Here is a 23,916-nt window from a genome sequence, read left to right as displayed (position 1 = left end):
GTAAACATAACGAAAGCTAACATTGAATAATAAAAGAAGCTGGATCTCTACAACGTTTAAATCTGTAATAATAAGCATACAAATCCTTGTTACGGTTAAAGCGGAGGGTATTATGATTTCAGGCAGTACTTGAATACTGCAGTAAAAGAGATCCCTAATCATTCTTTTATACATGTTAGGAGGATATTATGAAAGCAGTCACATACCAGGGGAAATATGATGTTGCCGTCAAAAAAGTAGAAGCTCCCAAAATACAAGATCGTGAAGATGTGATTATAAAAGTCACTTCAACAGCCATATGCGGTTCCGATCTTCATTTATATCAAGGGAACTTCCCTTTACCAAAGGGCTACATTATCGGACATGAGCCAATGGGAATAGTTGAAGAAGTAGGTCCCGATGTTACAAAAGTAAAAAAAGGGGACCGTGTTGTCATTCCATTTACCGTAGCCTGCGGGACCTGCCAATACTGTGAACACGATTTAGAAAGTCAGTGTGATAACGCTAATCCCCATTATGATTCTGGAGGTTACTTCGGTTATTCCGAAAAATTCGGCAACTATCCGGGCGGACAAGCAGAGTACCTGCGCGTGCCTTTTGGCAACTATACTCCTTTTGTAATTCCAAAAGAGTGTGAATTAGAAGATGAATCCTTATTATTTTTATCAGATGTCCTTCCAACTGCTTATTGGAGTGTGGAGCATGCAGGAGTAAAAAAAGGAGACACAGTTATTGTCCTGGGCTCTGGGCCTGTTGGATTAATGACTCAACAGTTTGCATGGGATAAAGGGGCAGAACGTGTCATTGCAGTTGATTATATTACCAACCGGCTCCATCATTCCAAAAAGATAAACAGAACAGAAACATTTGACTTCACTCAATATGATGATATGGGGGAGACTCTAAAAGAGCTTACTAAAGGCGGGGCAGATGTTGTTATTGATTGTGTAGGAATGGACGGTAAAAAGTCTCCACTAGAGTGGGCAGAACAGAAATTAAAGCTGCAAGGGGGAACTTTAGGGCCGATTCAAATTGCTACAAAAGCAGTGCGTAAGGGTGGCGTCTTACAAATCACAGGTGTTTATGGCGGACTATACAATATGTTTCCATTAGGCCCTTTCTTCACTCGTAACATTACAATAAAAATGGGGCAGGCACCTGCACGTCACTATATGCCAGCTCTGTACAATATGATAAAGAACGGGAATATTGATCCGACAAAAATTATTACTCATACGATGCCTTTAGAAGAGGCTTCTCATGGGTACCATATTTTTAATAAAAAGGAAGATAATTGCATTAAAGTTGTGTTAAAGCCCTAGCAGCACCATTTAAATTCTGTATTTTGATTGAAGCCAAAAGCGATTGCGATTGATGAGTATAAAAGAGTTGCAGGCAATAAGAAGTATCAAACAATTATCGCTGATCCAATCCGTCATAAACCATTAGAAATTCTTCCGGACCGGGAAAAGGATACATTAGTAGCGTACTTAAAAGAACATGGAGATAGCGTGGAAGTTATTGTCATGATTATGAGTCATTCACTTAAAGCTGCGGTAAGCAAGGCATTGAATTTTCCGATTATCTTAGCCGACCGGTTTCACTTTACCAGGTATATTTATTAGGCGCTGGAGTGTGTTCGAATTTGTGTGCAAAGAGAATTTCACGACTATGACCGGAAGAAGTGCAAACGAATAAGACATGTATTTTATAAAAAAGATCTGACAGAAAATCAGTGCTGGTATTTGGAGCGTTATCAACGGTTATCGGAGGGTTTAAAAAAAGCGCATGAGTTAAAAGAAGCGTATAATATGTGGTTTAAAATAGTGAAAGCAAATGGAGAAAACAAACTGTTAGATACTTAAAAAGGGACATCGAATCCGTTTGTCAATTACTTCCAGTGCCCAGAATTTTATTTTTCTTAATACAAATACAGGAGAAGACCCTGCCACGGCTGTAAAGACAGTTCAAACGACACAGCAGGTGTATCACCAGGCAGGAAATCTGTCTTAATTCAATTGACTGTGTTGTGTTGCCTGAAAAGAACCATGAGGAGGCATAATTGGACAGACGGTGCATTTGACAGTACGACAGTTTTTCAGCTCATATAAATGATTGATTAAAATCATTTGGTTGATATCGGGAATTAACTTTCTTAGTTCACCAAACCGTTGAATTAATTTATTGTGAAGACGAAAGAGAAATGCTATCTAATTGTAAATCAGAAAGCATTGCAGTAACGCCTTGTAGTCCTTTTGCAATAAGAAAGCTTACAAGAAAGTTCGATGTACAAACTTCGCGCTCAAAAATTAATCTTGCTGGCATAAGCTTTAGCTATCGCATTTCAAGAGGAAGAAATCGCTTGTTTGAAAGAGCCTTATATACCACATAATCTAGTTGAATTTAAATAAAATATTCGCAAGTATTTTCTATAATTTATAGCAATGTAACTGACTGAAAAATATTAATAAATAGTAAAAGGAGCAGCATTTCGCTGCCCTTTTTACTGTTGAATTAATAAATAGAAGGTATTAAACCACCATCCATTCGAACCGCGGTACCTTTCATGGCACCAGAGTATGGGCTGCTTAAAAATGCAACCATTCTTCCTATCTCAAAAGGACGGATAAATCTTTCAATATATGAATCAGGTAAATTAGACAATACAAAGTCTTTTTCAATTTGTTCGAAAGATTTACTGGAGGTATCATTCATATCTTTGAGTATATTTTCAACATTCTCTGATAATGTGGGCCCGGGCATAATAGTATTAATTGTTACTTTTTTGCCTTTGGTTAAAAAGGATAATGATTTAGATAAAGATAAAATCATTGATTTGGTCACAGCATACTGCGGCATATTTCCAGAAGGCATAACAGCTTCTTCGCTGGCAATAAAAATAATTCTGCCAAAATTTTTACTCTGCATTTTTTTTAAATAAAATCTGGACATATTATCAGCAACGAGGAAATTGGTATCGAAATATTTTTTCCAGACTTCATCAGTGATTTCTTCATAGTTCATCATTTCGTATACGCCTAAATTATTCACAAGAATATCTACATCAGGATGATTATTGCAGATATTTTCTCTATCATCCTTGTTCAATAGATTACCAAAGGCATTTTGAGGATTAGTTTCTGGATGTTTTTGCTTTATGTCATGAACAACCAATTCTGCTTCCTTATTGCTTCTGCCGTTAACCAAAACATCCGCACCTTCTTTTGCAAGTTCATAAGCTATTGCCTTTCCTATTCCTTTCGTTGATCCGGTAATAAGTGCTTTTTTATTTTTTAATTTTAAATCCATATTATTAGTCTCCTTTATTAGCCACATGTAATACATTTAAGTAAAAAGTAATCGTGTTGCGTACAAAACTTTCTTTTGTATTTTTTTCAATTTCAACTAAACTAAAATAAATTTGAGGGTCAAAAACGTGCATCAATTGATGGGATAAATAGTTATTAGGCAAAGAAGAGTTTACCTCGTTTATTTCTTTTCCATTTTGTATGATTAGAGAAAAATTCTTTATGATCTTATCAATAACTGCATTTAATTCATCATAGTATTGTACATTAAATAATTGATGCATATAAAGAAAATGATTCTTAGTAAAATCAAAAAAGTCACTATCAAATCCATACGTGATTATTTTTTTGATTTTATCACTTGTAAGTTCTTCTTTTTTATCGATAAGTTCCACTTTTGCATTAAATTCTTCTAATTTAGGTATCAAAATATTAAAAAGTAATTCCTCCTTTGATTTAAAATGCAAATATAACGTACCCTTTGCAATATTAGATTCTTTCGCTATGTCATTCATCGTTACGTTATCAAAACCTTTTAGTCTAAATAGTTTCTCTGCATTATTTAGAATGGTAGTATTTCTATCATGAAATATTTTATCCATTCTTTGTGACATGAATAAAACCTCCTTCATTTGACCAGTAGTCAATTTTGACCTGTGGTCATTTTAATATATTTTTACCTATTAGGCAAGAAATATCAATATTATGTATGAAAAAATGTCTAATATAAGATGCAGGGGAAAACACACTAGGAGAAATCAAGAAGCCTTATTTATTCTGAAAAAGAAAATAGGTAATGGCTTATACCGAGAATTTATTAAATAAAAGAAAAACTATTGAGCAATCGAGAAGAAGCTTTTCTTATTCATTTATAGTAAACTAATAAAAAGGAGGCGTTTTAATGAGTACAATGATTTTTGTTAACTTTCCAGTCAAGAATGTAGCAGATGCCACTAATTTTTACGAAAAAATTGGATTTACAAAGAACGATGACTTTTCTGATGTTCATGCAAGCTGTATGGTCTGGGACGAAAATTTTTATATTATGTTGTTAGAACATTCTTTTTATCAACAGTTCCTCAAAAATAAGAAGATTGCCGATACACAAAAAGAAAATGCTGCCTTAATTTGTTTCGGCATGGAAAGCGCTGAAGCAGTCAAAGAATTTGGACAATTAGCAAAAGAAAATGGCGGCGATGCTTATCGTGTTGATATGGGGGTGCCGGAAGAGCAAATGTATGGCTTGGAGGTATCTGATATTGATGGGAATATGTTAGAACCGATGTGGATGAAACAATAGGGTAATAAATGAATGGAAGAAATGTGGAGAGCTAATGATCTCGTCCTATTAATAATTACCAATAATGACAGGAACCAGCCTGACGCTAATATTGTGGTGTCAGGCATGGTTTGCATTTTTAAATGATATATGCTTAAATAAGCCTTAAGTATTTTACTTCTTTCTTATAGCATGCTGTAGTGTATTCGTTTCAAGAATAAAAACCATAATACACCCTGATTATAAAGGACACCGCTGAAAATAACGCTATGAATGCATCATGCTATTTAATCAGCACTTACAGGTAAACTATTAATTCTAAATTTCATATTTCTATAATCGCTAGGGGAGCAATTTTATTGCTGAGAAAGGAAACTTGACCCTTGGAACCTGATTTAGTTAACACTAACGTAGGGAAGTGAGGTTTACTTAAGTAGGTAATAATCTAGTTATGTACTCATTTCCCATTCATCAATATTTGTTGAGTGGGTTTTTTAATGCTCTTACAGTAGATTCAAATAGTAAGAGATACAATTTAATAAGAATGTAGGGGGACCAGTGTTGCTGGTTGAGATAGTATCCATAAGATAAAGACCCTTAGAACCTGATCTGGTTGAGACCAGCGTAGGGAACATGCAAAGTAATTTCTATCATATGGAAATGTGTGTACCCTGGGCTTCGTGTCCGGGGTATTTTTGTTTGAAGGGAGGCGTGCATATTCAATCTATTAACAAGTGTTATTAAGAAATAAACTTATACTTTTTATCAGAAAGAGGGTGAAAACGAAGGATGAGAGAACAAAATAATAAATTAGCACTTCAGTTTAAAAATGTCGATTTCCAATATAAAAATGATGCAGGGGAGATTCCCATTTTAAAAAACATGAATCTTTCTGTTGCAGATGGTGAATTTGTAAGTATTATCGGTGCAAGCGGCTCAGGAAAATCAACCATCTTTCGTCTTATTGTCGGGCTGGAAGAACTGACCGGTGGATCTATCTATTTAAATGAAAAACAAGTAACCGACCGTTCAGGAAAAGTTGGGTATATGCCTCAACAGGATTTATTAATGCCTTGGCGTACAGTTCAGCAAAATGCAGTTCTTCCGTTAGAACTGCACAAAGAAAGTCGTCTCGATAGAAGAGCTGTCGATAGCTTGCTGGAGGCGTTTGGTTTAAAAGGATACGAGAATAAATATCCGCATGAACTATCCGGTGGGATGCGCCAGCGTGTTTCCTTTTTAAGAGCTACTTTATCCGGTTCTAATGTGCTATTGCTGGACGAACCTTTTTCAGCTTTGGATGCGATGACCAGGTTATTTATGCAGGAATGGCTATTAGAACAATGGAAAGAGCAGCAATCTACTATTTTATTTATAACACATGATATTACAGAAGCATTATTTTTGTCTGACCGCATTTTTGTCATTACTGATACACCTTTTACAACATTTAAAGAGATTGAAGTGCCTTTGGAACGTCCAAGACGGCAACAGGATTTAGGAAATAAAGAAGTGACGGAGCTAAAAAATAATCTGCTGGATCAATTTCGGATGAGGGTGTAATCAATGAAAAATTATCTTTATTCTATTATTTTAATCACAATATTTTTATTTATATGGGAAGCAGGAGCGAGGTTTGTTAATACACCATTTATTTTACCGGCGCCGACTGAAATTGCGATAAAGCTATGGGAATTGAAAGCGGAGCTTCTGCTGCATCATCTTCCTGTTACACTGGCTGTTATTGCAATTGGCCTCGGTATTTCATTAGTACTTGGAATTATCCTAGCAATCAGTATGAATATATCAAAAGCATTAGAGCAAGCCATTTATCCTATTTTAATTACATCACAAACCATTCCTATTATTGCACTGGCACCTATTTTTGTACTTTGGTTCGGATATTCCATCTGGAGCAAAGTCATCGTTACAATTATCATTACCTTTTTTCCTATTACCGTCAGTACATTCGATGGTTTTCGATCAACAAGTAAAGAACTGAAAGAGTTATTTCAAACACTTGGCGCATCTAAAAGACAGCTTTTTTTCAAGCTGGAGGTTCCATCTGCACTGCCTTCTTTCTTTTCAGGGTTAAAAGTAGCCGTCCCCATGAGTGTGATTGGCGCTGCAATTGGAGAGTGGCTCGGTGCACAGGCTGGCCTAGGTTATTTTAGCCGGCGGATGATGACACAATTTAATGGAGCAGGAGTCTTCGCACCTATAGTCGTTCTCTCTTTAATTGGAATTATATTATTTATTACAGTTGTTTTGCTGGAAAAATATATATTGAAATGGAGAAGATCTTAGTATGAATAAATTAACAGCAATAGTTAGTATTCTAATAGGCTTTACAATTCTAAGCGCTTGTGGAAATGAAGAATCAAATGCAGAGGATAATAAAAAAGTAAACGGGACAAATACCGTTTCTATTATGCTTGATTGGTATCCGAATGCCGTACATAGTTATCTATACGTAGCAGAAGAGAAGGGTTATTTTGAGGAAGAAGGGATTGAAGTTGATATTCAATTCCCGGCAAATCCAACAGACCCTCTGACACTTGCGGCTTCAGGCAAGGTGACAATGGGGTTATATTACCAGCCCGATGTGATTGCAGCAAGAGCAAATGAAGATATTCCTGTTAAGTCTGTGGCTGCTGTCGTTCGTGAGCCGTTAAACCGGATTGTTTCCCGTTCCAATGATCCGATAGAATCGCCGAAAGAATTAGAAGGGAGGCAGGTAGGTTACCCTGGAATTCCGGTAAATGAGACAATTGTTAAAACAATGGTCGAGCATGACGGCGGAGATTATGAAAAAGTAGATATGATAAATGTAGAATTTGAATTAGGTTCTTCACTTATTTCTGAGCAGGTCGATGCAGTGAGTGGCATGTATGTGAATCATGAAGTGCCAGTCTTACGCAGTGAAGGGCATGCAATTGATTTTATTGATCCAGTAGATTACGGGGTGCCTGATTTTTACGAAATTGTCGCTGTGACAAGTGATGAAACATGGGATGCCGAGCGAGAATATATTGAAGCGTTTTGGCGCGCTGCGCGTAAGGGATACGATTTCATGGTTGAAAATGAGGAAGAAGCACTGCAAATCCTGCTGGATTATCAGGATGAAGTAAACTTTCCCCTGGAAAAAGAAATTGAAACAGAGAGCTTAACTATTTTATTACCAAAAATGGATTCAGAGCAGGGTTTTGGTACACAGGAAAGAGCTTCATGGGAAAAAACAGCGAATTGGTTAAAAGAATACGGCGTGATTAAAGAAATTCCAAATATCGATGATATATTTGTCAATATTGAATAATAATTTCTATAAAGCTGCTTATTTATTGTTCAAAGTATTGTTGGAAATCAGCCAAGTGCGTTTCAAGCAAGGGTTTCTCATGGTATACCGTATTTTTGGCACACCCGAATAGGTGGAAAACAGGCAGAAGTGGTATTAGAATATAAACATAGATTTTTATCTAAATCATAGGAGGCTGTGCATAATGATTAAAGTCGTTAACACATTACGAGTAAAAAAAGGAAAGGTAAATGAGGTCGCAGCATTATTCCAAAAAGCTAAGGCAGTACACATATTTGATGGATTTGTATTCATGGAAGTTTTGATAAAAGAAAATACAGCAGAGTATGATGAGCTGCAGGTTTGCACAACGTGGGATGATCACGCTTCTTTTGAGGTTTGGAGAGAAAGCAGAGAAACAAGAAAAGCTCATGAATCACAGAATAAAGAAGAAAAAGAAGATAGTCCAATCCTTGGAACGGAATTATCAATATTTGAAGTCTTTGTACAGCACCATCCAGCATAGTATCCTTTTATCTAAGTTTTGTTACACTATGATTATTCACAAAATGCCGTCTTCAACTGTTAAGAAGACGGCATTTTTATGAATAGATTTATGCATATTTCCCCAATAATTCATACAATAATCAATCAGTGAACGAATCAAACTGCTTATTAAAATAAATAATATTGCAATTAGGTATTGACAACTAATGTGATAATGATTATCATTATCATTACAGAAAGGGGTTTCTCTATCAAATTATTCTGTGGATTAATCAGATCACTCATTGTGTTACCCCCCAACCAACATATAGAGACTTGATAGAGATTCCTTCTCTTTTGTTATAGGTCATAAGAAATCCTGTAATTATACAAAACTGATTTCTTATTATATATACGAAAAATAAAGAATAGAGGAAAGAAAAATCTTATTTGTCCGGGTTAACGGGAAGATTTTTCTTTCCTTTCTTTTTTGATTTGATAAAAAATACAGTAGATTTAGGCTGTGATACAAACCTTTGAAGCAGTAAAATCTACGAAGAATTTTATAAAAAAATCGTTAATCAGAGATATAAAAGGGGGATGACAAGTAGTTATCAAACTTACTATTACGGAAAATAATTAACGCAATGAAGAAATATTTCAATTTTTTCATTTTCTTTACAATTAAATTAAAAATGTTCAGATAGATAGAATTTGCGTTTACAAGTTAAAAAGAAGGGTAGATAGTAGTTATTACATAGAAAGGGAGTTGTTATTATCAAGTATATTTCTTTAATCATTTTTTCTTTGGTTGGATTCGTACTCTTTGCAGGGACAGCAGCTGCTGAGAAGAATTATGAAGTAAAATCAGGAGATAATGTATACCGTATTGCCCAAAACTATCAAGTAGATGTAAATGCTGTCATTGCAGCAAATCCATCCATATCGGATCCTGCCTATATTGAAGCTGGACAAACAATAAAAATACCAGATGAAACTGGAGCTTCTTTTACTGTTACAGCCTATACAGCTGGACCTGAATCTACCGGAAAAGAACCTGGCGACCCTGCCTATGGTATAACGGCGTCTGGTGAAGAGGTAGAAGAAGGAAAAACAATTGCATGTCCGCAATCTCTTCCTTTTGGAACAAAAATACATATCTCAGATCTGAATGAAACTTACGTGTGTGAAGATCGGGGAAGCGCAATTACAAATGGCCATTTGGATATTTACATGGAAGATTTAGATGATGCACTTGAATTTGGAGTACAAGAACTTCAAGCTAAAGTGTGGACATATTAACTCTGAAAACTAGATTACAGATTTATAATGTTATTCATAACTTTACCACAAAAAAGCAGCCTGTTACCTCAAAACATTGGTATCAGGCTGCTTCATTTCTAACATCCTATAATAGAAGAAATAGAAAGTAAAATAAATGTGATCAATTAAATTATAGAGTTTTATAAGCTGCGAGTTGAATAACGTGCCCCAGTCCATTGTGTGATTTACCTTCAAAACGTTCCACTTCACCGTAATAAAAATGCTTGATTTTCCAGTCTGTAAAAATATCAAGTACTTCATATGGCGAGTATAAGAGACTGGAGTCTTTTCCACCATCAGTCCGGTAAGGAAGCTGACGATCAGAGCGAACCTCCATGATATAGATTCCACCCGGTCGAAGTGTTTTTTTGATTCCTTTCATTAAACGCTGACGGACAGAAGCATCTCCAATATGACCAAAAACATTCAATACTACATCCCATTGATTTTCTCTAAAAGGGCTATTTTGTGTTAGATCTACTAACTCTGTTTTTACCTCTACACTTCTTTCATCAGCAAGCCGCTGTAATTTGTTCAAGGCAACGGAAGAATAATCCCAGGCAGTAACCTGATGCCCCAATTCAGCTGCATAGACTGCATTACGTCCTTCTCCCTCTGCCAGAGTTAATAGATCAGAAGGAGGTTGATCGGGTAACATTGATTGAACAAAGACATTAGGGTCTTTTCCGTATCGGTATTCCTGATTATTATATAGTTCATCCCATTTATTGTTTGTCATTTATAATCTCCTTTCTTCCATAACATAATCATAATGTTATTAGCCTAAACTTTCATTTTTATTTTATTATCTGTTTATTTATGCTTCCAAGAGCATAGACTCTCTAAGATTGGTAGAAAGTTAATTCCTTAATCAGATAAAGCGTACTCTGCTTTTGGATGTACCTGCTGATGGAAAGGCTTGAAATAGAAAATCAGCAGTCTGCAGGTAATTATTTTGATAGACGTAAAAGCTTAGGCTCAGTGAAAATTTTATTATCGATAAAGGCATGAGTATGATCAGGTGCTGATGTCTGCTGCTCATAATGTTTGTGCATGGGAATCCAAAATTGCCGGTATTTCTCTTCAACAACCTGAGCCGAGTTAACCCAAGCTATATCTCTTTGCACAGCTCGATTCACCATGGTTTCGTTATCAATATCCAGCCAAATTACATAGTCCCAGTAATTAATAAGCTCTGGACGCAGAAGAAATATAATAACAATATCTTATTTCCTGCAGTATGCCATTGATCTGTGATCTCCTTGTCATGGAATGAATCCCAAAGAGACGTTCGGCATTTTCGATTTCTTTCAGATCCAAGAGGCTCCAATACGAAGTTGGCAAACGAAGTATAATCGAATCCATAATCATAATAAGCTTGCACCGTCCAATCACCTTGCTGCGAGCGATTTTTATGTTCAGGGTAATGGAAATGATTGATGGAAGACTGGAAAACTACACGTGTTTATTCGCGGATAGCTTCAGCCAGCTCATCGGATAATGTAGTTTTCCCCGCAGCAGATCGGCCATCTATAGCAACCCTTGTCGGATGGTCTAGATTTAATGAGACAATTTCATTGGCAAGAGCAGTGATTACAGCACGTCTCGATTTATTTGGCAGGGTAGACATGTTTCTTTCTCCTCCTGAAATCATATTCCATTAATTTATCAATATTTAAGTTATCTTCGCCGAAAATACATATCTAGCATATATGTTTTCTGAAAAAATTAATAGGTTCAAGTTGAAATTTTAAAAGTATCTATTAAAGAGAATGCACTTTATCACTTGACTAAGAACCAGCCCCCCTTTAATATGTATGCACTCGCAAATACTATAAGTTAATATAAAGATATTAGTTCATTTAATAAAAGGAGTGATTTTATCATGGCAAATTTAACAAGCGGCATTGATCATATCGGAGTTACAGTCCCAGATATTGAAGAAGCTACTACATTTTTCAAAAAAGCTTTTCACGCAAAAATTTCCTACGATAATAAGAAATTAGGTGATGAACCACAGCAGGGAGAGGATGTGGAAAAAACATTAGGTCTTAAAAAAGGGGCAAAGGTTATTCATATCCGTATTCTTTCTTTTGGTAATGGCTCCAGCTTAGAGCTTTTTAATTTTAAAAATACAGAGCAAAGAGAGCCAGTTATTGCTTCTGACCTGGGAGTACAGCACTTTGCATTTTATGTTGATGATATCCAGCAATCAGCTGATTATTTTGTTGAAGCAGGCGGGGAACTATTAACGGAACCAGGCGAGCTATTAGGAGATGTGGAAAATGGAGCAGGGGAATTTGTTTATGGACGTGCTCCATGGGGTATGCTGATTGAGTTAATAAGCTACAATCCAAATAAATTAGATTACCCTGAATATAGTGAAGCAAAAAGATTTACACCTTAAAATATATATTTAGGTCCATTTTTCATTTCATGGTTTGTATGGAGCATAATTATTCACTTGAAAATATACAAGCAGGATATACTTCAGTTTAATAACAAAATAGGAGTGTGTTAAAAATGACAAAAATTGCAGTATTAATAGGATCATTACGGAAAGAGTCATTTTCCAGGAAGGTTGCAAAAAATGTAATGGGGTTATTTCCGGATAAATTTGAAACAGAAATTATTCCGATTGGAGATTTGCCATTATACAACCAAGACTTTGATGATGAGGGTAACCCTCCTCATCATTGGACAACCTTCCGAGAAAAAATGAAAGAATTTGATGCTGTTTTATTTGTAACACCGGAGTATAACCGTTCCGTGCCTGGTGTATTAAAAAATGCCATTGATATTGGTTCCCGCCCTAAAGAAGATAGCGTTTGGAATGATAAACCAGCAGCAATTATCAGTAACTCACCAAGTAACTTGAGTGGATTTGGTGCCAACCATCATTTACGGCAGTCGCTCGTGTTTTTTAACATGCCTGTCGTACAGCAGCCAGAAGCATATTTAGCAAATGTTGCGACACTGTTAGATGAGACTGGAAAAATTAATAATGACAGCACTATTCAATTTCTCCAGTCTTTTGTAGATGCTTTTGTAGATTTAATTGAGACATTTGAAGCAAATTAACTGATCTAAATTAAAAATAGTTCCAGTCCATTAAAAAGAATGGCCGGAACTATTTTTGTGCTCGGTGGTTAGCGCCTATACCAATGTATTCCTTAGAACTACAGGAATTGGCTTGAACATTAATAATGTTTTTGATCTAAGGGGCGAGTACAAATATTACGACCTCTTTCGTATTAATCAGCTTATCAAAAGGTAAAACAAACATAGCCAACACTTTCTTTTACCATCATGACAAATGTTGCTATTAGATTAAAGGTAGCAACAACATTTAATCTATACTGCTCCACATAAGCTATCTTAAGAGAAAGTTACATCATACATTTGTTTCAGAGCAAATATTAATCCTTAAATCCAGTAATCCTGAGCATATATTAAAAAGATTCAAACAGCCAAATTGAATTAGTGAAATAGATACAATATTTGGTAAACCTGCATCAAAAAATTCATTGGCTTTGTGGTAAACTGTATTCCGTAAAAGATTATTGAAGAACAATTGTGTCAAAACAATATTTATACTTAATGAGACATGGAAAAACATTTTTTAATCAAATGAAAAAGATTCAAGGATGGTGTGACTCTCCATTAACCGAAAACAGTGTAGAGCAGGCGCGGATTGCCGAAGGGTATTTTAAGAAACAAAATATTGAACTAGATGCTGCTTATAGTTCCACATCTGAGCGGGCCTGCGATACTCTCTGGAACTAGTGACAGATCTGCCTTATAAACGAATAAAAGGATTGAAAGAATGGAATTTTGGCCGTTTTGAAGGGGAGCATGAATATTTGAATCCAGCACTTCCATATAGAGATTTTTTTGTTCAATTTGGTGGGGAAGGTGAGGATGAAGTACAGAAACGTATTTCTGATTGCTTATTAGATATTATGCAGCAAGAGGAAGGGAGAAATACTTAATCTGGATAATTCATAAAACACTTTTAGACAAAAGACAATATCAACCCCTAAGAGAAGGAGCGGTATAAATATAAGACCAAGCACTATTCTTCAATTTGATAAAGTAATACTCTTATATTCAATAATGCTGTATTTAAGCATTTATTATTAATAAAATAGTATTTATGTCTTGAAAAATTATTTTGAAACTTTTACACTTTAAGACAGAGTATACGGAAAAGGAGGTGGAAAGAGATGTTAAATCTCACTGTATTTACGCATGAATTTTGGACAGAATATCTGTTTTTGAATCGTGCAAAGTTTGCTGCTTCAGTTGTTAACAGGATACGTATGTCCTTTTTTAACAACTTGATAGGGGAACAAAAACAGTGAAACCACCTCTTATCCATCGTGATATAAATTTGGTTTAAGGAGAGCTTTTCATGCTCTTCTTTTTGCTTGCTAAATTTGAAATGAAGCTATGGGGAGTATATTTCCTCATGGCTTTTTGTTGATTAAAAGGTCATACGTCATAAAATACAATTTTAGAGTTGACAACACGATTTGAAAATATATTGTGACAAAAAGGTTGGTTTATATGACAAAAAATATTTCTAAAGAGATACCAAAAGAAAAAAGATTTTTAATCATGGTTATTCTATTAACCGGAGTGTTCTTCACCCTTTTAAATGAAACACTTTTAAATTTAGCGATTCCTGTGCTCGTAAATGAGATGGATGCTGCTCCTTCGACTGTTCAATGGGTAGTTACAGGATATATGTTGATCATGGGAGTGTTTATTCCTGTATCTTCTCTGATGATTCAGTGGTTTACAACAAGACAATTATTTATTGGATCCCTTGTTTTATTTTCTGTAGGAAGTCTTGTTTCTGGTTTAGCTGCTGCTTTGCCATATTTATTTATCGGGAGATTCTTTCAGGCTATGGGTACTGCTTTGTTACTTCCATTAATGATGCACACCTTGCTCATGCTCTATCCTGCGAAAAAAAGAGGTACTGTTATGGGATTTATTGGTTTAGTCATCATGGTCGCCCCAGCTATAGGACCGCCACTTTCAGGAGTCATATTAGATTTTTTGAACTGGAGATGGCTCTTTTTCATGATGCTGCCACTTATCTTTCTTGTATTGATTAGCTCCATATTCGTATTAGATAATGTGACAACTGTTACAAGGCCAAAAATAGATATTCGTTCTATTCTTTTTTCCATTTTTGGATTCGGCGGCATTGTTTTTGGACTTAGTTTTGCTGGTGATGAATCTGTAAGCTGGCTGCATCCAAGTGTATATATTTCACTTTGTGTTGGTCTTGTATGTCTTTCAGGTTTTGTATGGAGGCAATTAAAATCAGCAACGCCCATGCTTGAAATGCGGATCTTTAGACATCCTATGTTTTCATTGGCTGCTCTTCTCCTATTTATCGGCATGATGACACAATTTTCAACGATTATTTTACTTCCATTCCTTTTCGAGAATGCACTTGGTGTCAGTACCGTTGCTGCTGGTCTTATTTTATTGCCGGGTGCAATTATAAATGGGGCTATCTCTCCATTTATAGGCCGGATATTCGATAAATTCGGTCCAAAAATTTTAGTGATACCAGGAATGATTTTGTTAGTAATTGGTTTACAGTTATTCACCAAAGTAAACACTGCAACTTCGATACTCATGTTTATATTGCTCTACACGTTAGTGATGATTGCCATTGCCATGATTATTATGCCGGCACAGACAAATGGATTAAACCAGCTTCCTGCTAAGTATTATTCACATGGTACTGCTATTTTCAATACATTACAGCAAATTGCAGGTGCAACTGGTATCGCCTTTTATGTCACGATGATGAGTGTAGGGAAAAACCTTTACCCAAGTACATCGGGCATTATCGGGGAGCAGGAAGATACAGTCGTTGCCGGGATACAGTTTGCTTTTAAAGTGGGTAGTTGTTTTGCTTTAGTGGGTTTGATATTTTCACTTTTTATAAGGCGAGCTATACCGCCTAATGAGGAGTAAGTAATTAATTCGCGACAATGAACCTTTTCTAGCGAGATGAAAGAAGCTATCTTCATTTTCATTTTAAGATAGCTTCTTTTTGTATTTATACCATTCAATAAATACCATAAACATTTTGTCTTCATTCAAAAACATCTTTCGCTATACGTAAGAATTCCTTTACTGCAGGTGAAGCATTTTCAATGGACTGACAGGCAAGTGTCACTTCACGTGTGTTTTTAATATTCAAGTTACTGATTTTTATATTCTGCTGTGTCTTTAAGAATAATTCTGGACCAATCGTAATGCCGAGACCTTCCTGTACCATATTAGCAATCGTTGTACAATCATGCACTTCGAAACGGATAGGAGGTTTTATTTGTGCTTCTTCAAACAACTCTTCTACATGAGATTGATACATTCCTGTTGGCATAATAAAAGGCTGGTCTTTTAAATCATTCATATCCACCGTTCCTTTTGAATGGAAGGGGTGTTCTGGATGATAAGCTACCACCATGTTGTCTTTTATCAAAGGAACCAAGTCAAAACCTGAATTTGACTTTCCTTTTACAACAAAACCGATGTCGATAATACCTGAACTCAGCCAATCGATAATTTCTTCATAGGTTCCTTCATAAAACTTAAATTCTATTTTAGGATGTTTTTTCTGAAACTTTGCGAGCAATTTCGGTAACAAACAGGAAGAAGCACTTGCAAATGTCCCGACACGAATCATACCAGTTTCTAAATTGGTTGCTAATGCAACTTCCTGATGGATACTTTCCATTCTTCTCAGTATTTCTCTAATATGAGGAAGAACTTTTTGGCCTACATCTGTAAGAGTAATTCCTTTTTTACGGTCGCGAATTAACAGAGAAGCGCCCAATTCAGTCTCCAGACTGGCTACAGCGTGGCTTACTGCTGATTGTGTCATATTTAGTTTTTTAGCAGTGGCTGTAAAGCTCCCCGACTCAACTACTTTTGCAATGATTTCAAAGCGAACAACGCTCATGAGTTTTTACTCATCTCCCTTATTAAAAAATCGAGTTTTACTTATATTAACACGGGACTTACAATAAAAACAATGTTCAAAGAAGGGAGAAACATAGAAAATGAAAAACAGGAAGAATCAATTTACAATTATACTTTTAGCTTTGGGAGCATTTGTAACAGGAACAGGGGAATTTGTTGTTTCTGGAATATTAGAACTGATTTCTTTTGATTTGGGCGTGTCTATAGCAACGACCGGTCAGTTGATCACGATTTATGCGCTATCTTATGCCATCGGGGCATTGGTACTGGTCATGTTAACTTCTAAATTTGACCGTAAAAAAGTGCTTTTATTTGCCATCTCTACGGTTGTTGCAGGAAATCTGATAGCATTTTTCAGCTATCATTTTGCCGTTCTTATGGCAGCCAGAGTTGTTCAGGCAATGAGTGGGGGACTGTTTATTGTCATAGCTACTAATTATGCGGCTCAAATTGCAGCTCCTGAAAGAAAGGGAAGTGCCATGGCGACGGTTCTTACTGGTTTTACGATTTCCTTGGTACTTGGGGTGCCAATAGGAACATTTTTAGCTGGATATATTGATTGGCGTTACGTTTTTCTTATCATTGCGCTTGGTACAGTTCTTTTGTTAGCCGGACTTTACAAATTACTGCCGGCTATCGAAGGAAACCCATCACCGCCGTTTAAACAACAGCTGCAAATTATTAAAGACAAGCGGGTTCTTTCCGGGTTGATGACCACAATTTTTTGGATTTTAGGATATACTATGGTGTTCGCCTACATCGCTCCATTGTTAAGCAGTACAGCCGGATTTTCTATAAAGATGACAAGTATTGCCTTATTTGTTTTAGGCACCTTTGCTTTTATTGGATCACGTTTCGGAGGATATGCGGTAGACAAATGGGGGCCAAATCGAACCATATCTCTCAGTTTATGTATTCATATTGCTGCCTTATTTGTACTGGCATTTACCCAATACTCGACGATAGGTGTATTTATCACCTTAGCGGTTTGGGGTGTAGCAACCTGGACAACAACGCCGGCAAAGCAATTATATTTAGTTTCACTGAGACCCGAATCATCTGAAACAGTACTCAGTTTTAATACCGCATTAATGAATGTGGGAATGATGTTTGGTTCTGCTCTAGGAGGAATTATTATTCAGAATATGGATATTGTTAACTTAAGCTGGATTGCCGGGTTGTTTGTGGCAGTTGCGCTTATTTTTATCAGGCGGTCTTTTTATTTGAATAAAATGTTGTGATAAAAAGAGGCGGACACAAAATAGAAGCAGCGCATCCATTATTTTAATAATAAGAGCAGATGAAGATGACACTGGAACAGCTGCAGTTACAGGCATAACTGATTAAAATCAATTTAAAAATGATTCTGGTCATCATTGATTAGAATCATTTTTTGCTGATGATGTATCTAGTTGCTTGGATGAATTTACAGAATATATGCCGAGAGATCAATTAGAACGAATCTGTTAATGAAAAATAAGAGAGCACCTTTTTTACTGAAATGACGTGATATTTTATATCTTATACTGGACTGCCATTATTTTTATATCCTTTTAATCATTGAATTGCATGTATTTATAACATATTATAATAAGTAACAATTTGTTTTGAGGAGGAATATTAATGGCAATTCTATATGGTTTTTCAGAAAAGAAAATAGATTTTCTAAAAGTGAAGAAATTAAGTGGATATTATCCTGTTAGAGAATGCCAAGGAGAACATGACCCACTGTTTGTTAAAACGCATACTTTTTTGGATGAATCTAATCACCATTACTTATTTTTTATTTCACTCGATGTAGTGGGCATTGATAGCACATTACACTGTAAAATTAAAAAAATAATTAAAGAAAATTTCTTAACTGATTCTTATACATTTGATTTATTTCTTTTTGCAACTCATACTCATTCGGGGCCCAGTGGAATGATTGATACAAATAAGCAATTTAAGAGAGGCTTAACGGGGATTTTTGGAGAATACGATAATTTCCTGGAGGAGCATCTTATTTTGTTAATAACTAAATCAATAGTATGGAGTAAAAATAAAATGAAGTCGTTTCGCTACAGTATAAGTAAAACAAATATTCAAGAAATTGCAACAGATAGACATCAGCCTTCAAAAAAAATAGACCAGATAATGACCGTATTTGAAATTACTACGGATACAAGTAAAACAGCTATCGTTAATTATGCTTGTCATCCTACTGTTTTGCCATCTAGTAATTACTTAATTTCAGCAGACTTTCTTTCAGGTTTTTATGAAAAGATGAATGAAGCTTTTGATTTAGTAAGTTTTATTAATGGGAGCAGTGCAAATATCAGTACACGATTTACGAGAGAGGAACAAAGTTTCAGGCAATCTAGTTTTTTTAGCAATGCATTATATAGTCAGTTTATAAGAGAGAAAGCATATATAAAAGAAAAAGAAATATTAGGACGATTTTCTTTTGAAGAAAAATCAATAAGATTAGAAACAAAAGATGTCAGTACTATTTCTAAAAAAGAAGAACAGATTTCTAAAGAAAAATTAAAACAGAAGTTAAATAAGACATACAGTGAAAAAGAAAGAAAATTAATTCAAGTAAAAATTGAAGGAAAGCGTGCTGCTATCAAAATGAAGGAATCCCTAAGTGATATTTCTTCACTTAAAGTACCTTTTTGGATAGGTGCATTCGATGATCAATTAATTATCTTTATCCCTGGAGAAATAACTTCTAATTTAACAGAGAAATTGAGAAACAACTATCATGCTTTCATTTTCAGTCTGACAAATGATTATTTATTTTATTTTGCAGAAAAGGAGTTATATAAAGCGAATATGTATGAGGCGCAAAGCAGCTTTTTTAAGGCAGGCGAGGCAGAGAAATTAATTAACAAAATAGAAGAATACGTCGAACTCTTTACATGTTATAACAGGTTATGATAATATGAATGTATAATAATAAAAGGAGGGATAAAATGACTGTTAAAAACGAAGTTACAAAATTCTTGAATTATTTGAGTAATACGTGGCAACAAGTCATAGAAAATGAAGATGAAGCAATTAATAAGGCTGCAGAGTTAATTTTTAACAGCTGTAAAGACGGCGGTCGTTTTTATGTTTTTGGATCAGGTCATTCTCATATGGTGGCAGAGGAAATTTATATTAGAGCTGGAGGACTGGCTTATGTGAAGGGTATTCTTCCGCCTGAATTAATGCTGCATCAAATGCCGAATAAAAGCACATATATGGAACGATTAGATGGATATGCTAAGAATATGTTAACGCTTTATAAAGTTGAAGCAGGAGATTCAATTATGGTCGTTTCTCAGTCGGGCCGAAATAACATATCGATAGAAATGTGTATGGAAGCTAAAAAGCTGGGGGCTAATGTGATTGCATTGACATCTATGGAGCACTCTCAATCGGTTTCTTCTCGGCATAAGTCTGGAAAAAATATTTATGAAATTGCCGATGTCACTATTGATAACCATGCACCAAAAGGAGATGCTGCCTATCGCATGGAAGGGGTAGATACGGGGTTAGGACCTACATCTGATTTTACTGGAATTGGAATTTCACAAGCAATTATTATTGGCGTTATTTCACGCTTAAAAGAAGCCGAGTTAGAAATACCTGTGTTTAAAAGCTCGAATTTAGACGGAGCTGACGAATACAATGATAGGCTTTTCAATCAATATTACGGATATTGGAAATAACACACCAAATGATTAATATTCTTTCTGATGATATAATAACAACAGATTATAACAGATTGAGAGGATATTTAACATGGCTAATAACGCACCAAAATATGAGATTGTAAAAAATTATATACTAAGCAAAATTAAAGCAGGTATTTATCAACCACATCAAATTATTGAATCAGAATCAGAATTATCTAATAATCTTTCGGTGTCAAGAATAACTGTTAGACGGGGAATCGAAGAACTTGTCAATGAGAAAATATTATCCAAAAAAAAGGGGATAGGAACATTTGTTAATCCAATACCTAAATTTTTTGGATTCAAGGCTGGTATTGGTTTTTCTTCCGAAGCGAAAAATAGGGGGATAGAACCTTCTACAAAATTACTTGAATTGAAAAAAATAAAAGCGGATGCTGTACAAGCGGAAGATATGAAAATTGCTGTCGGCGATGAACTGTGGCTGGTTGAACGAATTAGATACGCTGATAAAGTAGCAGTTATTTATGAGGTAGAATATTTTGATGCTTCCATTGTGAAAGATTTAAATGCCGAGATTTGTGAAAATTCTATTTATGAATATCTAGATGAGCAAGGAATATCTTACGAATTTGTAGATCAGCGTATTAGTGCTACCTTAGCTAATTCAAAAGTAGCTGAGTTTTTGAATGTTGAAGAAGGAGCGCCATTGATCGATACAAAAATAATTGCTTGTATGGAGAATGGAAAACCATTTAATGTTGGGTTTGCACTGTATCAAACAAAAAATTACTATTTGATGCATACTGTATATAAATAAATCTGACCAAATTCTATATTCTCTGGACCCGCTTATCTTGGATTTTTATTTTATATTTAATAAAAAACAGAAAGATAAGATTAGGAGGAAAACAATGAAAGCTTTTATATTATGTACTGAAATAGAGCCAAGGATGTTTCCCTTTGATAAACATTATCAAATTAATAGCCTCCCGATATTGAATAAGGAAATGATTCTTTGGCAAATAGAGAGATTATTAAAAGCTGGTATATTGGAATCGGATATTTATGTATTTCTTAATTATAAACCAGATCAAACAAGAAATCTTATAAAAAAATATCAAGAAATTAATTGTATAGAACCTAATCAAAATTTAGATGATTTTTTGCGGAAGAATCTTGAAATATTTAAGGAAGGAGCAATTATTCAAAAAGGTAATTCTCTTATTAGTGTACAGGATATAGTATCTCTTGAGAAATCAGAGGAAGATACCAGTGTTCTGCTAATAGAAAAAAGACAAAAAAGTATTGATATGATTGGTGCTCATGTAGAGAATAATCAAGTAAATCAATTTTTGGCTCATGCTCGTGAACACTATGTTAACTCTGAAGTGGCGGGATTATTTAAGTTGGATAAGCATGCTCTGGAAACAATTTCTTGCACGAATTATGGATTCAGTCAACGTGTGACAGGATCCGTAATTCCTAATCAGTTATTTATCGAAAATGGTTTGAATGATTATTTGAAAGAGGGAAAAAAGATTCAATCTGTGTTTGCTAAGGATGAAGTGCATCATTTACAATTCCCGTGGGATATATTAAACGTGAATGCATATTATCTTAACTCATTAACTCAGGAGATAAATAGTCATTCTATTGGAAATAATTCATTTATCTCTGAAGAATCAACTATAAACGGTAATATTATATTAGGGGATAATTCAACTATAGGTAAAAATGTGACCATTAATGGCAATGTAATTATCGGGGATAATGTAAACGTTGATACTGGAGCTATCATAAATGGACCTGTTTTGATAGGGAATAATTCATATGTTAAAGATTACGCAAAACTTGAACCAAATACTGTAATCGGCAGTGAGAACAGAATTGGGCATAATGCTGAAATAGAAGGTGTCACCATGAAAGGTATTTCAGCTATTCATTATAGCGAAATGTACGGTGTGATTGGTCAATATGTGGATATTGCTGCAGCCTGTGTATGCGGAATTGTAAGATTTAATGATACTCCACAGACACACAAAATAAATGGAAGAATTTATTCAGATATTTATTCAAACGCAATTTTTATTGGTGACTATACTAGAACAGGTATTAATAATATATTCTTCCCAGGAGTGAAAGTAGGAAGTGAATGTGCATTATACCCTGGGTTGAATGTGGAAAAAGATATACCTCACGAAACACTTGTTATAAAAAAAGAAGAACATATTGAAAAAGAATGGGGATATAAAAAATACGGTTGGTAGGATTGGTATGGATATAGACTAGTTTTCAACCCAATAAAAAATATGAAATTTCTCTATTTTTTAAAGCGGTTATTTTACGGCTGATGAGAACACAGGAAAAAGTGGATAATAATCAGAGCATTACTGTATTTAATGCTAGTTTGTAAATTATTAATAACTTTATTTCTATTAGAACTATTACTCATTCTGAGCTATTAGAACAATCACTTTATATTGAGATATTACTGAGTCCATTAGATATGAGTGAAGTGTAGTGATTAAAGTGAAGAGTAAGGATATTTTCATATCCCTATCTTTATTTAAGCCTCGTTTTCACTCATATTTTTTATTAATTTTAAAAGCGCTTTAAACATTTGTTGAAGCTTTAGGCCCTATACTGAATGTGAGGGAGGAATTATCATTGCCAGCCACGGTGAATTTGCTACCGGCATCTTGCAATCTGGAGCAATGATCTTCGGAGAACAGGAGAATGTTAAAGCTGTTACATTGATGCCGAGTGAAGGACCTGAGGATATCAGGGCAAAAATGGAAGAAGCCATTGCTTCTTTTGACAATCAAGATGAAGTATTATTCTTAGTCGATCTTTGGGGCGGAACTCCTTTCAATCAGGCGAGCGGCTTGGTGGAAGGCCATGAAGATAAATGGGCTATCTTTGCCGGGTTAAACTTAGCAATGGTGATTGAATCCTATGCTTCACGCATGTCCATGAACACGGCGCATCCATACTCGGTATGTTCATCCTTGGAGCACTGGTGAACCGTTGGGTGAATGTGGCCTTTACCCCGACCGTTTCAGAAGTTGAGCTCGGCGAAGGTGCTTATATTGATTGGGATAACTTGCCTGAGGGGTCTGAAGGAATCCAGACCGCGTTGCAACAACAGGCGGAAGGCAGGGCATTAAGTCAAACGGATGTCACAACCTTACAAGACAACTTAGACAGTTTGATTCCTGGTCTGGCCGGATTACTCTTAACACTACTTTGTATGTGGCTGCTCAGGAAGAAGGTTTCACCAATTGTAATGATTCTTGGATTGTTCGTAGTTGGTGTTGTATTCCATGTGATTAATCTGATGTAATACATTTTTTAACAACTTTTTGATAATTAGACATAAAAACTGATAAATCCAAGCATGATAAAGCTTCAAGCGTACCCTTGCTTCGTTCTACGTTTTAGGTTTGTAAAATGATAAAAAATACAAACTATTGATGAATCTATTAAGATAAACTATCAGTATCTTAAAATAAATCAAGAAGGAACAACAATTGATTATTTACAGCA

The 23,916-nt window shown here is 35.2% G+C and carries 23 protein-coding genes, 4 pseudogenes and 2 riboswitches; of the genes and pseudogenes, 21 read left to right on the top strand and 6 right to left on the bottom strand.

Going from position 1 to position 23,916, the window contains the following annotated elements:
* The first annotated feature begins 188 nt into the window (after positions 1-188).
* The 3 genes and pseudogenes from MKY30_RS18910 to MKY30_RS24210 all read left to right on the top strand — a co-directional run bounded on the left by MKY30_RS18910 (position 189) and on the right by MKY30_RS24210 (position 2,013).
* Positions 189-1,322: a zinc-dependent alcohol dehydrogenase gene (locus MKY30_RS18910; RefSeq protein ID WP_341085087.1), complete on the top strand. Its 1,134-nt coding sequence runs from the start codon at positions 189-191 to the stop codon at positions 1,320-1,322.
* 27 nt (positions 1,323-1,349) lie between these two features.
* Positions 1,350-1,865: pseudogene (locus MKY30_RS18905) on the top strand (transposase).
* 19 nt (positions 1,866-1,884) lie between these two features.
* The gene (locus MKY30_RS24210; RefSeq protein WP_198048561.1) at positions 1,885-2,013 is read left to right on the top strand and encodes a hypothetical protein; all 129 of its coding nucleotides are present in this window, start codon (positions 1,885-1,887) and stop codon (positions 2,011-2,013) included.
* Here the strand turns inward: MKY30_RS24210 and MKY30_RS24205 are convergent.
* The 3 genes from MKY30_RS24205 to MKY30_RS18895 form a co-directional block, all read right to left on the bottom strand.
* On the bottom strand, positions 2,010-2,177 hold the full coding sequence (locus MKY30_RS24205; protein ID WP_445667735.1) for a winged helix-turn-helix transcriptional regulator: 168 nt from the start codon (positions 2,175-2,177) through the stop codon (positions 2,010-2,012). The two genes, MKY30_RS24210 and MKY30_RS24205, sit on opposite strands and share 4 nt — an antisense overlap.
* A gap of 337 nt (positions 2,178-2,514) precedes the next feature.
* The gene (locus tag MKY30_RS18900) at positions 2,515-3,309 is read right to left on the bottom strand and encodes an SDR family NAD(P)-dependent oxidoreductase (protein ID WP_341085086.1); all 795 of its coding nucleotides are present in this window, start codon (positions 3,307-3,309) and stop codon (positions 2,515-2,517) included.
* A 4-nt stretch (positions 3,310-3,313) separates the two neighbouring features.
* Positions 3,314-3,922, bottom strand: coding sequence for a TetR family transcriptional regulator (locus MKY30_RS18895; protein WP_198048562.1), 609 nt, complete (start codon positions 3,920-3,922; stop codon positions 3,314-3,316).
* 287 nt (positions 3,923-4,209) lie between these two features.
* On the opposite strand from MKY30_RS18895, the gene MKY30_RS18890 reads away from it, so the two are divergent.
* The 6 genes from MKY30_RS18890 (at position 4,210) to MKY30_RS18865 (ending at position 9,670) form a co-directional block, all read left to right on the top strand.
* Positions 4,210-4,608 (top strand): glyoxalase, encoded by a 399-nt coding sequence (locus tag MKY30_RS18890; RefSeq protein ID WP_156985306.1) that lies wholly within the window; start codon positions 4,210-4,212, stop codon positions 4,606-4,608.
* 313 nt (positions 4,609-4,921) lie between these two features.
* Positions 4,922-5,021: riboswitch (TPP riboswitch) on the top strand.
* 104 nt (positions 5,022-5,125) lie between these two features.
* Positions 5,126-5,235, top strand: a riboswitch (TPP riboswitch).
* 141 nt (positions 5,236-5,376) lie between these two features.
* A complete protein-coding gene (locus MKY30_RS18885; protein WP_341085085.1) occupies positions 5,377-6,150 on the top strand; it encodes an ABC transporter ATP-binding protein in 774 nt (257 codons plus the stop codon).
* Positions 6,151-6,153: 3 nt separating this feature from the next.
* Positions 6,154-6,894 carry an ABC transporter permease gene (locus MKY30_RS18880; RefSeq protein WP_341085084.1) on the top strand — a complete coding sequence of 247 codons (741 nt, stop codon included), beginning with the start codon at positions 6,154-6,156 and terminating at the stop codon, positions 6,892-6,894.
* Between the two features lies 1 nt (position 6,895).
* Positions 6,896-7,903 carry an ABC transporter substrate-binding protein gene (locus tag MKY30_RS18875; protein ID WP_341085083.1) on the top strand — a complete coding sequence of 336 codons (1,008 nt, stop codon included), beginning with the start codon at positions 6,896-6,898 and terminating at the stop codon, positions 7,901-7,903.
* Positions 7,904-8,087: 184 nt separating this feature from the next.
* Entirely contained in the window at positions 8,088-8,408 is a 321-nt protein-coding gene (locus tag MKY30_RS18870; RefSeq protein WP_341085082.1) for an antibiotic biosynthesis monooxygenase, read from the top strand.
* Between the two features lie 767 nt (positions 8,409-9,175).
* Positions 9,176-9,670 carry a LysM peptidoglycan-binding domain-containing protein gene (locus MKY30_RS18865; protein WP_147212115.1) on the top strand — a complete coding sequence of 165 codons (495 nt, stop codon included), beginning with the start codon at positions 9,176-9,178 and terminating at the stop codon, positions 9,668-9,670.
* A 151-nt stretch (positions 9,671-9,821) separates the two neighbouring features.
* Here the strand turns inward: MKY30_RS18865 and MKY30_RS18860 are convergent, their stop codons facing one another.
* Together MKY30_RS18860 and MKY30_RS18855 are read right to left on the bottom strand one after the other, a co-directional pair.
* The gene (locus tag MKY30_RS18860) at positions 9,822-10,430 is read right to left on the bottom strand and encodes a class I SAM-dependent methyltransferase (protein ID WP_341085081.1); all 609 of its coding nucleotides are present in this window, start codon (positions 10,428-10,430) and stop codon (positions 9,822-9,824) included.
* A gap of 726 nt (positions 10,431-11,156) precedes the next feature.
* Positions 11,157-11,321: a hypothetical protein gene (locus MKY30_RS18855; RefSeq protein ID WP_186813712.1), complete on the bottom strand. Its 165-nt coding sequence runs from the start codon at positions 11,319-11,321 to the stop codon at positions 11,157-11,159.
* A gap of 255 nt (positions 11,322-11,576) precedes the next feature.
* On the opposite strand from MKY30_RS18855, the gene MKY30_RS18850 reads away from it, so the two are divergent.
* The 5 genes and pseudogenes from MKY30_RS18850 to MKY30_RS18830 all read left to right on the top strand — a co-directional run bounded on the left by MKY30_RS18850 (position 11,577) and on the right by MKY30_RS18830 (position 15,694).
* Positions 11,577-12,098: a VOC family protein gene (locus tag MKY30_RS18850; protein WP_147212118.1), complete on the top strand. Its 522-nt coding sequence runs from the start codon at positions 11,577-11,579 to the stop codon at positions 12,096-12,098.
* Between the two features lie 116 nt (positions 12,099-12,214).
* Positions 12,215-12,772 (top strand): NAD(P)H-dependent oxidoreductase, encoded by a 558-nt coding sequence (locus MKY30_RS18845; protein WP_156985313.1) that lies wholly within the window; start codon positions 12,215-12,217, stop codon positions 12,770-12,772.
* A gap of 519 nt (positions 12,773-13,291) precedes the next feature.
* A pseudogene (locus tag MKY30_RS18840) lies at positions 13,292-13,665 on the top strand (histidine phosphatase family protein); the annotation flags it as partial.
* Positions 13,666-13,917: 252 nt separating this feature from the next.
* Complete coding sequence (locus tag MKY30_RS18835; protein WP_281289861.1) at positions 13,918-14,055, top strand: RAxF-45 family protein; 138 nt, start codon at positions 13,918-13,920, stop codon at positions 14,053-14,055.
* Positions 14,056-14,260: 205 nt separating this feature from the next.
* Entirely contained in the window at positions 14,261-15,694 is a 1,434-nt protein-coding gene (locus tag MKY30_RS18830; RefSeq protein WP_341085080.1) for an MDR family MFS transporter, read from the top strand.
* 121 nt (positions 15,695-15,815) lie between these two features.
* Here MKY30_RS18830 and MKY30_RS18825 read toward each other — a convergent pair whose 3' ends face one another.
* Positions 15,816-16,685 (bottom strand): LysR family transcriptional regulator, encoded by an 870-nt coding sequence (locus MKY30_RS18825; RefSeq protein WP_341085079.1) that lies wholly within the window; start codon positions 16,683-16,685, stop codon positions 15,816-15,818.
* Positions 16,686-16,785: 100 nt separating this feature from the next.
* On the opposite strand from MKY30_RS18825, the gene MKY30_RS18820 reads away from it, so the two are divergent.
* The 7 genes and pseudogenes from MKY30_RS18820 to MKY30_RS18790 form a co-directional block, all read left to right on the top strand.
* The gene (locus tag MKY30_RS18820) at positions 16,786-17,946 is read left to right on the top strand and encodes an MFS transporter (protein ID WP_341085078.1); all 1,161 of its coding nucleotides are present in this window, start codon (positions 16,786-16,788) and stop codon (positions 17,944-17,946) included.
* Positions 17,947-18,328: 382 nt separating this feature from the next.
* Entirely contained in the window at positions 18,329-19,627 is a 1,299-nt protein-coding gene (locus tag MKY30_RS18815) for a neutral/alkaline non-lysosomal ceramidase N-terminal domain-containing protein (RefSeq protein ID WP_147212122.1), read from the top strand.
* A gap of 35 nt (positions 19,628-19,662) precedes the next feature.
* Positions 19,663-20,403 (top strand): SIS domain-containing protein, encoded by a 741-nt coding sequence (locus MKY30_RS18810; RefSeq protein WP_147212123.1) that lies wholly within the window; start codon positions 19,663-19,665, stop codon positions 20,401-20,403.
* Between the two features lie 73 nt (positions 20,404-20,476).
* Complete coding sequence (locus tag MKY30_RS18805; protein ID WP_147212124.1) at positions 20,477-21,187, top strand: GntR family transcriptional regulator; 711 nt, start codon at positions 20,477-20,479, stop codon at positions 21,185-21,187.
* Positions 21,188-21,281: 94 nt separating this feature from the next.
* Positions 21,282-22,637 carry a hypothetical protein gene (locus MKY30_RS18800; protein ID WP_147212125.1) on the top strand — a complete coding sequence of 452 codons (1,356 nt, stop codon included), beginning with the start codon at positions 21,282-21,284 and terminating at the stop codon, positions 22,635-22,637.
* A 393-nt stretch (positions 22,638-23,030) separates the two neighbouring features.
* Positions 23,031-23,357 (top strand): annotated as a pseudogene (locus tag MKY30_RS18795) (PTS sugar transporter subunit IIA); the annotation flags it as partial.
* Positions 23,351-23,713 (top strand): annotated as a pseudogene (locus MKY30_RS18790) (PTS system mannose/fructose/sorbose family transporter subunit IID); the annotation flags it as partial. The pseudogenes MKY30_RS18795 and MKY30_RS18790, both read left to right, overlap by 7 nt.
* Positions 23,714-23,916: the final 203 nt, after the last annotated feature.

The organism is Oceanobacillus sp. FSL W8-0428 (genome assembly GCF_038004405.1).
GTDB lineage: Bacteria > Bacillota > Bacilli > Bacillales > Amphibacillaceae > Oceanobacillus > Oceanobacillus sojae.
Note: the sequence above shows the minus strand (reverse complement) of the source record. Positions and strands in the feature narration are given on the sequence as shown.

Excerpts from the sequence above, each read along its gene's own strand:
- MKY30_RS18815 (WP_147212122.1), top strand. The coding sequence starts at position 18,329 with ATGGCAATTCTATATGGTTTTTCAGAAAAGAAAATAGATTTTCTAAAA.
- MKY30_RS18895 (WP_198048562.1), bottom strand. The coding sequence starts at position 3,922 with ATGTCACAAAGAATGGATAAAATATTTCATGATAGAAATACTACCATT.
- MKY30_RS18825 (WP_341085079.1), bottom strand. The coding sequence starts at position 16,685 with ATGAGCGTTGTTCGCTTTGAAATCATTGCAAAAGTAGTTGAGTCGGGG.
- MKY30_RS18810 (WP_147212123.1), top strand. The coding sequence starts at position 19,663 with ATGACTGTTAAAAACGAAGTTACAAAATTCTTGAATTATTTGAGTAAT.
- MKY30_RS18805 (WP_147212124.1), top strand. The coding sequence starts at position 20,477 with ATGGCTAATAACGCACCAAAATATGAGATTGTAAAAAATTATATACTA.
- MKY30_RS18910 (WP_341085087.1), top strand. The coding sequence starts at position 189 with ATGAAAGCAGTCACATACCAGGGGAAATATGATGTTGCCGTCAAAAAA.
- MKY30_RS18800 (WP_147212125.1), top strand. The coding sequence starts at position 21,282 with ATGAAAGCTTTTATATTATGTACTGAAATAGAGCCAAGGATGTTTCCC.
- MKY30_RS18870 (WP_341085082.1), top strand. The coding sequence starts at position 8,088 with ATGATTAAAGTCGTTAACACATTACGAGTAAAAAAAGGAAAGGTAAAT.
- MKY30_RS18845 (WP_156985313.1), top strand. The coding sequence starts at position 12,215 with ATGACAAAAATTGCAGTATTAATAGGATCATTACGGAAAGAGTCATTT.
- MKY30_RS18850 (WP_147212118.1), top strand. The coding sequence starts at position 11,577 with ATGGCAAATTTAACAAGCGGCATTGATCATATCGGAGTTACAGTCCCA.
- MKY30_RS18890 (WP_156985306.1), top strand. The coding sequence starts at position 4,210 with ATGAGTACAATGATTTTTGTTAACTTTCCAGTCAAGAATGTAGCAGAT.
- MKY30_RS18875 (WP_341085083.1), top strand. The coding sequence starts at position 6,896 with ATGAATAAATTAACAGCAATAGTTAGTATTCTAATAGGCTTTACAATT.
- MKY30_RS18820 (WP_341085078.1), top strand. The coding sequence starts at position 16,786 with ATGAAAAACAGGAAGAATCAATTTACAATTATACTTTTAGCTTTGGGA.
- MKY30_RS18885 (WP_341085085.1), top strand. The coding sequence starts at position 5,377 with ATGAGAGAACAAAATAATAAATTAGCACTTCAGTTTAAAAATGTCGAT.
- MKY30_RS18860 (WP_341085081.1), bottom strand. The coding sequence starts at position 10,430 with ATGACAAACAATAAATGGGATGAACTATATAATAATCAGGAATACCGA.
- MKY30_RS18835 (WP_281289861.1), top strand. The coding sequence starts at position 13,918 with ATGTTAAATCTCACTGTATTTACGCATGAATTTTGGACAGAATATCTG.
- MKY30_RS18830 (WP_341085080.1), top strand. The coding sequence starts at position 14,261 with ATGACAAAAAATATTTCTAAAGAGATACCAAAAGAAAAAAGATTTTTA.
- MKY30_RS18900 (WP_341085086.1), bottom strand. The coding sequence starts at position 3,309 with ATGGATTTAAAATTAAAAAATAAAAAAGCACTTATTACCGGATCAACG.
- MKY30_RS18855 (WP_186813712.1), bottom strand. The coding sequence starts at position 11,321 with ATGTCTACCCTGCCAAATAAATCGAGACGTGCTGTAATCACTGCTCTT.
- MKY30_RS18880 (WP_341085084.1), top strand. The coding sequence starts at position 6,154 with ATGAAAAATTATCTTTATTCTATTATTTTAATCACAATATTTTTATTT.